The sequence below is a fragment of the Brevibacillus nigriterrae genome, from assembly GCF_049846925.1.
In the GTDB taxonomy this organism is placed as follows: Bacteria; Bacillota; Bacilli; order Brevibacillales; family Brevibacillaceae; genus Brevibacillus_H.
The window spans coordinates 1-7,784 of record NZ_JBNCMT010000002.1 but is presented as its reverse complement, the minus strand read 5'-3'; the positions used below and the strand labels follow the sequence as shown (position 1 = coordinate 7,784).

At 43.7% G+C, this 7,784-nt stretch carries 9 protein-coding genes and 1 other annotated feature; of the genes, 5 read left to right on the top strand and 4 right to left on the bottom strand.

Features of this window, described 5'->3' with window-relative positions; all coding sequences use genetic code 11:
• Positions 1-153: 153 nt before the first annotated feature.
• Positions 154-861 (bottom strand): Crp/Fnr family transcriptional regulator, encoded by a 708-nt coding sequence (locus ACPW7N_RS01765; RefSeq protein WP_425649283.1) that lies wholly within the window; start codon positions 859-861, stop codon positions 154-156.
• Between the two features lie 228 nt (positions 862-1,089).
• Between ACPW7N_RS01765 and ACPW7N_RS01760 the strand changes: the two genes are divergently transcribed.
• Positions 1,090-2,037 (top strand): L-lactate dehydrogenase, encoded by a 948-nt coding sequence (locus ACPW7N_RS01760; protein WP_425649282.1) that lies wholly within the window; start codon positions 1,090-1,092, stop codon positions 2,035-2,037.
• A gap of 83 nt (positions 2,038-2,120) precedes the next feature.
• On the opposite strand, the gene gerQ is transcribed toward ACPW7N_RS01760, so the two are convergent.
• From gerQ to ACPW7N_RS01745, 3 genes are all read right to left on the bottom strand, one after another.
• Positions 2,121-2,600 carry a spore coat protein GerQ gene (gene gerQ, locus ACPW7N_RS01755; protein WP_425649281.1) on the bottom strand — a complete coding sequence of 160 codons (480 nt, stop codon included), beginning with the start codon at positions 2,598-2,600 and terminating at the stop codon, positions 2,121-2,123.
• 99 nt (positions 2,601-2,699) lie between these two features.
• A complete protein-coding gene (locus ACPW7N_RS01750) occupies positions 2,700-3,128 on the bottom strand; it encodes a cell wall hydrolase (protein ID WP_425649280.1) in 429 nt (142 codons plus the stop codon).
• Positions 3,129-3,245: 117 nt separating this feature from the next.
• Entirely contained in the window at positions 3,246-3,815 is a 570-nt protein-coding gene (locus tag ACPW7N_RS01745) for a YqaA family protein (protein WP_425649279.1), read from the bottom strand.
• A gap of 105 nt (positions 3,816-3,920) precedes the next feature.
• Between ACPW7N_RS01745 and ACPW7N_RS01740 the strand changes: the two genes are divergently transcribed.
• The 4 genes from ACPW7N_RS01740 to ytxC all read left to right on the top strand — a co-directional run bounded on the left by ACPW7N_RS01740 (position 3,921) and on the right by ytxC (position 7,436).
• On the top strand, positions 3,921-4,601 hold the full coding sequence (locus ACPW7N_RS01740) for a spore coat protein (RefSeq protein WP_425649278.1): 681 nt from the start codon (positions 3,921-3,923) through the stop codon (positions 4,599-4,601).
• Between the two features lie 72 nt (positions 4,602-4,673).
• On the top strand, positions 4,674-4,892 hold the full coding sequence (locus ACPW7N_RS01735; protein ID WP_425649277.1) for a hypothetical protein: 219 nt from the start codon (positions 4,674-4,676) through the stop codon (positions 4,890-4,892).
• 420 nt (positions 4,893-5,312) lie between these two features.
• Positions 5,313-6,419 (top strand): cyclic dehypoxanthinyl futalosine synthase, encoded by a 1,107-nt coding sequence (gene mqnC, locus ACPW7N_RS01730; protein WP_425649276.1) that lies wholly within the window; start codon positions 5,313-5,315, stop codon positions 6,417-6,419.
• A gap of 102 nt (positions 6,420-6,521) precedes the next feature.
• A complete protein-coding gene (gene ytxC, locus ACPW7N_RS01725; protein WP_425649275.1) occupies positions 6,522-7,436 on the top strand; it encodes a sporulation protein YtxC in 915 nt (304 codons plus the stop codon).
• Positions 7,437-7,483: 47 nt separating this feature from the next.
• Positions 7,484-7,746 (top strand) — a binding site (T-box leader).
• Positions 7,747-7,784 lie beyond the last annotated feature (38 nt).

Here is a 7,784-nt window from a genome sequence, read left to right as displayed (position 1 = left end):
CAGCTGACTGTTTTTTTGACGACCTGCGGTCACATCAACTTTTTATAAAAAACGTCGAGACGTTTTTTACAGAAACCAGTAGCTGATTGTTTTTTTGACACACTGTTTTTTTGACCACCGTGCGAAATAACCCTCGAGGCTATGCTACGAGGGTTAAATCTGACAAATATCAGGTGGACAGTCGTCACAGTGAATGGCCAATTTCAAATAAGATAAATCCTTGATGAGAATGTGACCAAGCGGCAAAATATCAATGACATCGTTTTTGCGTAAATCGGCCAGCATTCGATTGACACTTTCTCTCGTCAAACCGATATATTGAGCCAGATCACGATTGGTGAGAGACAGATCAATCAAAATACCGTCCTGTTGTTTTACCCCGTAGGTATTGCTCATGCGGATCAACGTAGAATAAAGAGCACCTGTCTTGCCATTGAGCAAAAGGTCACGGAATTTCGACTGGGTACGACGATGAACCATGCCCATCCACCGCATAAACTCCACGCAAAAATCACTGTTCTGAAGCAACAGATTCTCCAGATTCGCCCTTGGAATGATCGCAAGCTCTGCTGTATCAAGGATAATGCCAGTGGAATTATAGGACAGATTTTTTTCGAAAATGCCAACAACTCCCACAAGTTCACCTGCATTGCAGACTTGCAGTGTTAATTCTTTGCCATCCTCTGTAGTCTTGAATAGTTTTATCGAACCCGAGTGGATTAAGTAGAGAAAATCAGCACGATCTCCATCATTAAACAGAACATGGTTTGTCTTGAACGTATGACTGGTTGCTATTGTATCAAGCTGACTCGTAAAGGTAGCAGAAACCTGATCGGAAAATGACAGCCCGTTCGGGGGCATTGGTGACTCACCTCTGTAACAAATAATAGTGAAAAAAATCTATTATGATGAGTATAACAGAATATGCGCATAAGTTCATACAGAACAATTCATCAATCCCGTGAAGAAAGTCACTCGGATGAGCACTAAACATTGTTACAATACTAATAGAGATGTGTTTCCATTTGAATTTGTCACAGGATCGATAACTGAGGAAATTTGATGGAAGAAAGAGTGGAGATGGTAAGCATGGGTATGTCGTCGAAGATTGTGTTAATAGGCAGTGGGGCTGTAGGAGCAACATTCGCGTATACTGTATTACTCAAAGGCCTGGCAAACGAACTGGTCATCATTGATGCCAATCAGGACAAGGCAATAGGGGACGTGTTGGATCTAAATCACGGACTGATGCTGGCAACTCCGATGAAGATTACTGCTGGAGACTATCCTGACTGCGCTGATGCAGACCTGATTGTCATCACGGCTGGAGCCGCTCAAAAACCGGGTGAAACAAGGATTGACCTGATGAATCGCAATGTTGCGATCTTTGATTCCATCATTAAACAGATTTTGAAATACAATCAGAATGGGATTTTACTTATTGCTACCAACCCTGTTGATATTTTGACACAGGTAGCGCTCAAACTGTCGGGATGGGATAAGAGCCGGGTCATCGGATCAGGGACACTTTTGGACAGCTCACGTTTCCGTTATTTAATTGGTGAGAAATTGGGAGTTGATCCAAGGAGTGTGCACGGCATGATTATCGGTGAGCACGGTGACACAGAAGTTCCACTGTGGAGCTCCATGAATGTAGCTGGTCTCGTACCCGAAAAATGCGGGGAAACCTCCCGCTGGCATCTAAACGATGAACAGAAGGAAGACATTTATCGGGATACCAAAGGGGCAGCCTATCAAATCATCCAGAAAAAAGGCGCTACATATTATGCTATTGCGCTTGCTCTTGCTCGCATTTGCGAAGCAATCCTCAAGGATCAAAAATCAGTCTTGCCAGTTTCCTCGTATCTTGACGATTATCACGGAATCAGCGGAGTTTGTCTGGGTGTCCCGTCAATCGTTGGTAAAAATGGAGTCGAAGAGCTCGTACCTCTGGCAATCACGGAGGAAGAGGCTTCCAAATTACAGCACTCGGCTGGTACGTTGAAGCAATTCCTGGAGCAAATTGGCTTTGCTTAAAGAGAAAAAGGAATGGATAGAGATTTCAGAACAAATCTGAATCTCTATCCATTTTTCTTTGTTAGTTGACTGACTTATATAAACTACCGCACGCCCGGAGGCAAAGTAGGACGCACGTAGTTAAGTGGCTCATCAAATGTAATATAGTCCAGATTCACCATCAAGAGCAGGTATCTGCGGCCTGTCATGGGGTCACTGATGATGATATGGTCACGTCCAGCCGCTTCCAAAACGCCTGTAAATACTTTTGCATTCCATTCCCGGTTGTTTTCAAAGGTCTGATAAATGGTCGCTGTCTTCCCTAAGTTCGCACGCAAGATATTTTCGATGTACGATTCTTCCACAAATGGTTGCCCACTAGGTAGTGGAGCCCCTGGAATCACACTGCCACTTGGTTGCATCGGTACCATTTGTTGCTCAAATGGAGGAAGTTGCATTTGTGTTTCAAATTGTTGGGGAAATGGCATTTGTGCTTGCATTTGCATTTGCGGTTGCATTTGCATTTGACCGTATTCCATCGGATAGCAATGCGGCATGTAGCCGAAAAATTGATTTGTATTCATACTGTCTCTCCCTTATTGTGTACTCTGGTGCGAGATCAATCGCTCTCACTCTAGGCATCATTACCTTTTCTTTGTTCTCTTACCTGATTACCTGATTTCTTACCCTCGGAACACACGTGGACAATTTCGAGGTGTCGGTGCGAAAAAGCAGTGTGCCTTGTATCTTCCTGTGTTTCGCTGGTTATACCATTGTCCGGGACAAGCGCCTGTTGGTCGGAAAAACCACAACGAATTACTGGCTGGATGCTGTCTCTCTCCATTGACCAAACGCCTGGACAAGCGTTTTTCCTTATCCCTGGCTCTTTGATAAAAGTACGGCTTTTGTACAGCTTCATATCCGCCAGGGGATTGATACACCATATCTCGCATGCTTCGAATATTCTTGAAATCAAGGCAGTCGGATAAGATGCGATTCACGCCTACATTTCCAACCATTAGCATCCCGAGATCTCCTTCTCCTTCGGCTTCTGCCCGGATGAGTCGAGCTAACATATCGATATCGTTTGAGTTTGCTTTGATTACGGCCATTCGTTCACCTCCATGCGCACGGACTACATTACCAATATATTGGTTCCGTTAAATTAGGTGATTGTCTATATAAAAAAACAACAGCCCTCTTTTTTAGGAAGGCTGTTGAAAGTGTTTTTACGTGTTATGTACTTTTTTTCTTTTCTTGAAAAAAAACCAGACCAATGCAACAAGAGCGGCAATCCCAAGCAGTGTCGTCTCCTGATACTGATCAAGGATTTCCTTGGCGTGTTTTCCATAAAAATGGAAGAGCACTCCTACCAAATAAAATTTCAGCCCTCGTCCAAGGACTGCATACAACATCAGTTTCCAAAACGAGTACCCAAAAACTCCTGTGAGGATCGTAAACACCTTGAAAGGAATCGGAGTAAACGAACCAATTAATACAGCGGCATCACCATTCTTGGCAAACTGCTCGGCAGCCAGATCAGCCCATTTTTGGGGCAGTACCTTGTGCATGAGCGGCTTTCCTAGCCATTTCCCTAGAAGATAACCTGCGGGCGCACCGAGAACCGACCCGATAAAAGCATAAGTGGCGTACTCCAGCGAGGAACTGGGATCCATGAGACTCATTCCAATTTGCATGAAAAAGGGCGGTACAGGCAGAATAAATGAGTCAAGGAATGCAAGGGCAAATAGTCCCCACACACCGTATTGCATAAATAATTCTGTTATTTGATCGAACATGCCGGGCTCCTTTTACTCACTGTTATCAATCAAATCTTATATACTAGTATACACTGCTTCTGGACATACTGGATAGAGATAGATCATGTTAGGAGGATCAAGCGAATGCACACCTATCCTTACGGTGCCCATGAAGTCATGGAATTGCATGATGTATTAACAAATACGATCAATACCATAAATACGTTTCAACTTTATTATCAAAATGTAAAAGATAGAACACTTCGCCAGATTATTAACAATCAATTGCAATTCATGACAGATGAGTATAATCAAGTCGTTCACTTTGTTCATGGTCTTGCTACTGGAACAAACACTACAGCTTATCATTCCAACATTAGCAGCCAGCCGCTCGTATCAAACATAGCAGTTCCAAAGGACTATCCCCAAACTATTCATCAGCAAATGGATGACCGGGATATTGCCTCTTGTATTCTTACCTTACATAAAGCAGGTGCTGCAATGCGCATGCATGCAACGCTGGAATGTGCAGATGCAACGATCAGACAAATGATGCTGCAATGTGCCAACAACTGCGCCCACCAAGCATATGAGATTTGGGGGTACCTCCATTCCCAAGGTCATTACGCTGTTCCCACACTTGCCGATCTTTCGAATCGTCACGTACTCCGAGGATTTCACGACCAGCCTCCATATCAACAGACGACTACTCAGGAGTGGGAAACTCACTCGCAGTCTTCACAATCCCCGTTCAACGAAACGGTATTCTCCAGTGGATTCGAAACCCCGAATCAAAATGTGGATGATTCTGTAAAAGATTCATGAAATTGATTGACGTACTTCTTTTGTCTCCCTACTATAAAAGAAAGGTCGTTCTTTTTACCTAGGGAGGTTTCCATGAAAGATATTGGATCGGGACAAATTGTTTACTATGCTCCAGATGGCAGCAAAAACCAGATCAAAGGCGAAATTACCATTCGCGGAGAACGTGCTGTCGTAACTGAAATCATTTATTTTAATGGCAAACCCAATGGCGCAAGAGAAGTGAATTTTCCTTTGGCCAATTGCGTGATCTATTGGGATCCGGAAGTATACGAACAGATCGGTTTCGAATAGGAAAAATGTTGTCCTTTTCATGTCTCCCTGACAGTTTGCAAAGCAGATGAACTGTCCGACTTTCCTCATCGTTAGGAAGTGGTCAAACATGCTGCCGCCTACCATAGTAACGCTGGTTGCCCACTTTATTTCCTAACGATTGAGGGAAAGTCTAGGCTGCACTGTCAAAGTCGCTTTGAAAAGGACAAGCATTTTTCTTGTATGGCTTCGCAAATGGAGAAGTTAAATCACTTTAACACGTTAAAATGATTTAACTTTTCTATTTGAATCGGATGCTCCTGTCAATAGGGTGTAACAGGCACTCATGGCAGGAGCATTTTGCTTTTATCCATTAAGGGCTTATACATCGAAGGGTTCCTTGTTCAATCGTAATGTGGTAGGATGAAAGATGCATAGAGGGAGAACAAAGGAGGGATCCTTTTGATTGATAAAATTTTAGCTAAAGCACTTGCAGGGGAACGTCTTGGACTTGAAGACGGCCTTTATTTATTTGAGAGCGACCAGATCGAAAAAATCGGTCATGCTGCCAATCAGATCATGCAGAAATGGCATCCAGACCCGATAACTACATTTGTCATTGGAAGAAATATTAACTATAGCAACGTCTGTGATACGTACTGTAGATTTTGCGCTTTTTATCGTGCACCTGGTTCACCAGATGGATATGTACTGCCTGATGATGTCATTTTCCAAAAAATTCAAGAAACTGTAGATGTAGGCGGAACTGAAATTTTGATGCAAGGCGGTACGAATCCCGACCTTAAAATTGACTACTTCGAGAACTTGCTGAGAGGAATCAAGCAACGTTTCCCGCAAATCACCATGCATTCCTTGTCTGTAGCTGAAGTCATGAAGATTGCTGAGGTTTCCGGTCTTACGGTCGAAGAAACCCTGATTCGTCTGAAACAAGCCGGACTTGATTCCCTACCTGGAGCAGGTGGAGAAATCCTGGACGATCGTACTCGCAAGAAAATTTCTCGCCTCAAAGGGTCTTGGACGGAATGGATTGACGTGCAAAAAGCGGCTCACCGTGTTGGACTCCCAGGTACAGCAACGATGGTTATCGGCTTTGGAGAATTAATGGAAGAGCGGGTACTGTCGCTGATGCGTATTCGCGAAGCGCAAGATGAGACGAATGGCTTTAAAGCGTTTATCGTATGGTTGTTCCAGCCGGACAATACCAATATGCAAGCGGTAAACAACACGCCTGAAGAATACCTGAAGACGTTGGCAATCAGTCGTTTGATGCTCGATAACGTACCAAACTTCCAGTCATCTTGGGTAACGGTAGGACCAGATTACGGCAAGTTGTCCCTGTCGTACGGGGCAAACGATTTTGGCTCGACGATGATGGAAGAAAATGTAGTTTCCGCAGCTAAATGCGCATACAAAGTGAATACAAACCACATTCTTGAGTTGATTCGTGAAGCAGGAAAAATTCCTGCCCAACGCAATACCAAGTATGAAACATTGCGTGTGTTTAAGGATGGGGAAATGGCAGAAACTGATTTTGTGATGCAGAACTAATCCGGTTTCCCGGACTTTTTGCACCTCATTTCCAACTTCTTAAAAGTATATCACCGTCCCTCCAACATATACTGTAACTACAGATGTTGGAGGTGACGCAACGTGCAGACTTTATCCGTGCTACTCCAAAAAGACAAACCCGCCAGCCATCGTTCATTTCGCATGTTTGTAGATAAATACAGACAGTTGATCCCGATATCACCAATTACCATTGAGATAAGAGAAGAAGAAAACACCAGGAGTTATGTCTACACTTTCGTAAGCTGGTCCGCTGAAGAATATACGTTGGAGACAAGAGATGTTGTACGATCTTTTGTATCACTTATTCTTGTGGACTGGCTGATTGAAACGATGCAACCGCTTATGGCCAAACAGTTTCTTCGAAGAGATGTGGCACCTGAGCTGGTTTCGGAATGGGATCTTGTCTATCCGTACATTCAGACGGTGCTACTGGAAAATGAAATGATGAGCAATGCAGGCTCCTTGAAGTTGGTCTTATACGATTTGTTAATGGATTACTTTCAGGAGTCAAATGATATTGTCGTGCAAGGGTTCGTCCAATTCCGCATGAAATCCTATTTGGAAGCACTGTATGATGCAGTGGAATTGGGTGTAGATCGATATTTGGAAGAGAAGGAATACAGGGAGTTCGTTGAGCTGCTTCGCTATTTTGTTTCTATTCAGGAGACACGTTATGAGCTGGTTCATGTGGTGGGTGGAGGAACCAAACCGCTTTCGTTTTTTGATGAAAACGGGGACAGCATCAGCATGGAGCAGTTAGAGATGATTCTCCATTCCGTTGGGCAGGAATTCCGGGAAGAGGATTATTTGGTCAGTGCATTGATTACATTGGCCCCCAAACGAATCCTGTTTCACGCTGCCAATCAAAAAAGCACACTGAAAGATACGTTGTACAGTATTTTTGACGATCGACTCTCCGTTTGTGATTCATGCGCCTATTGCCTAAATACGAAGCGGGCTCTTGACTTCACCAAATCGTCTCTCTATAATACATAAGAAAAGCGAGCACCTCTTTTGGTTCAGCTTTTCTTACAAAACCACATGCAAATACATTGAGAAGGACATGGACGTATTTTTAGCCGCTTTCAGAGAAGTAGGCCATTGGCTGGAAGCCTACAGTGTGCGAAATATGCTCTACCCCCTTTGAGTAGCTGTCGGGAACAAGCGCAAGCTTTCAGTATCGACATGCCGGTTACCCAAACCGTTATCACAGATTGAGGGGTTATTTGGTAGGCTTATCCTAGAGAAAAGCATAACCAGTAATCCGAATTAGGGTGGTACCACGAGAACAACGCTCGTCCCTTTCCAGGGATTGGCGTTTTTTTTATTTTTATTTTGGAAGGA

What these genes read in the sequence shown, in the direction of transcription:
- ACPW7N_RS01765 (WP_425649283.1), bottom strand. Translation starts at nt 861, where the DNA reads ATGCCCCCGAACGGGCTGTCATTTTCCGATCAGGTTTCTGCTACCTTT.
- gerQ (WP_425649281.1), bottom strand. Translation starts at nt 2,600, where the DNA reads ATGAATACAAATCAATTTTTCGGCTACATGCCGCATTGCTATCCGATG.
- ACPW7N_RS01740 (WP_425649278.1), top strand. Translation starts at nt 3,921, where the DNA reads ATGCACACCTATCCTTACGGTGCCCATGAAGTCATGGAATTGCATGAT.
- ACPW7N_RS01745 (WP_425649279.1), bottom strand. Translation starts at nt 3,815, where the DNA reads ATGTTCGATCAAATAACAGAATTATTTATGCAATACGGTGTGTGGGGA.
- ACPW7N_RS01735 (WP_425649277.1), top strand. Translation starts at nt 4,674, where the DNA reads ATGAAAGATATTGGATCGGGACAAATTGTTTACTATGCTCCAGATGGC.
- ACPW7N_RS01760 (WP_425649282.1), top strand. Translation starts at nt 1,090, where the DNA reads ATGGGTATGTCGTCGAAGATTGTGTTAATAGGCAGTGGGGCTGTAGGA.
- ACPW7N_RS01750 (WP_425649280.1), bottom strand. Translation starts at nt 3,128, where the DNA reads ATGGCCGTAATCAAAGCAAACTCAAACGATATCGATATGTTAGCTCGA.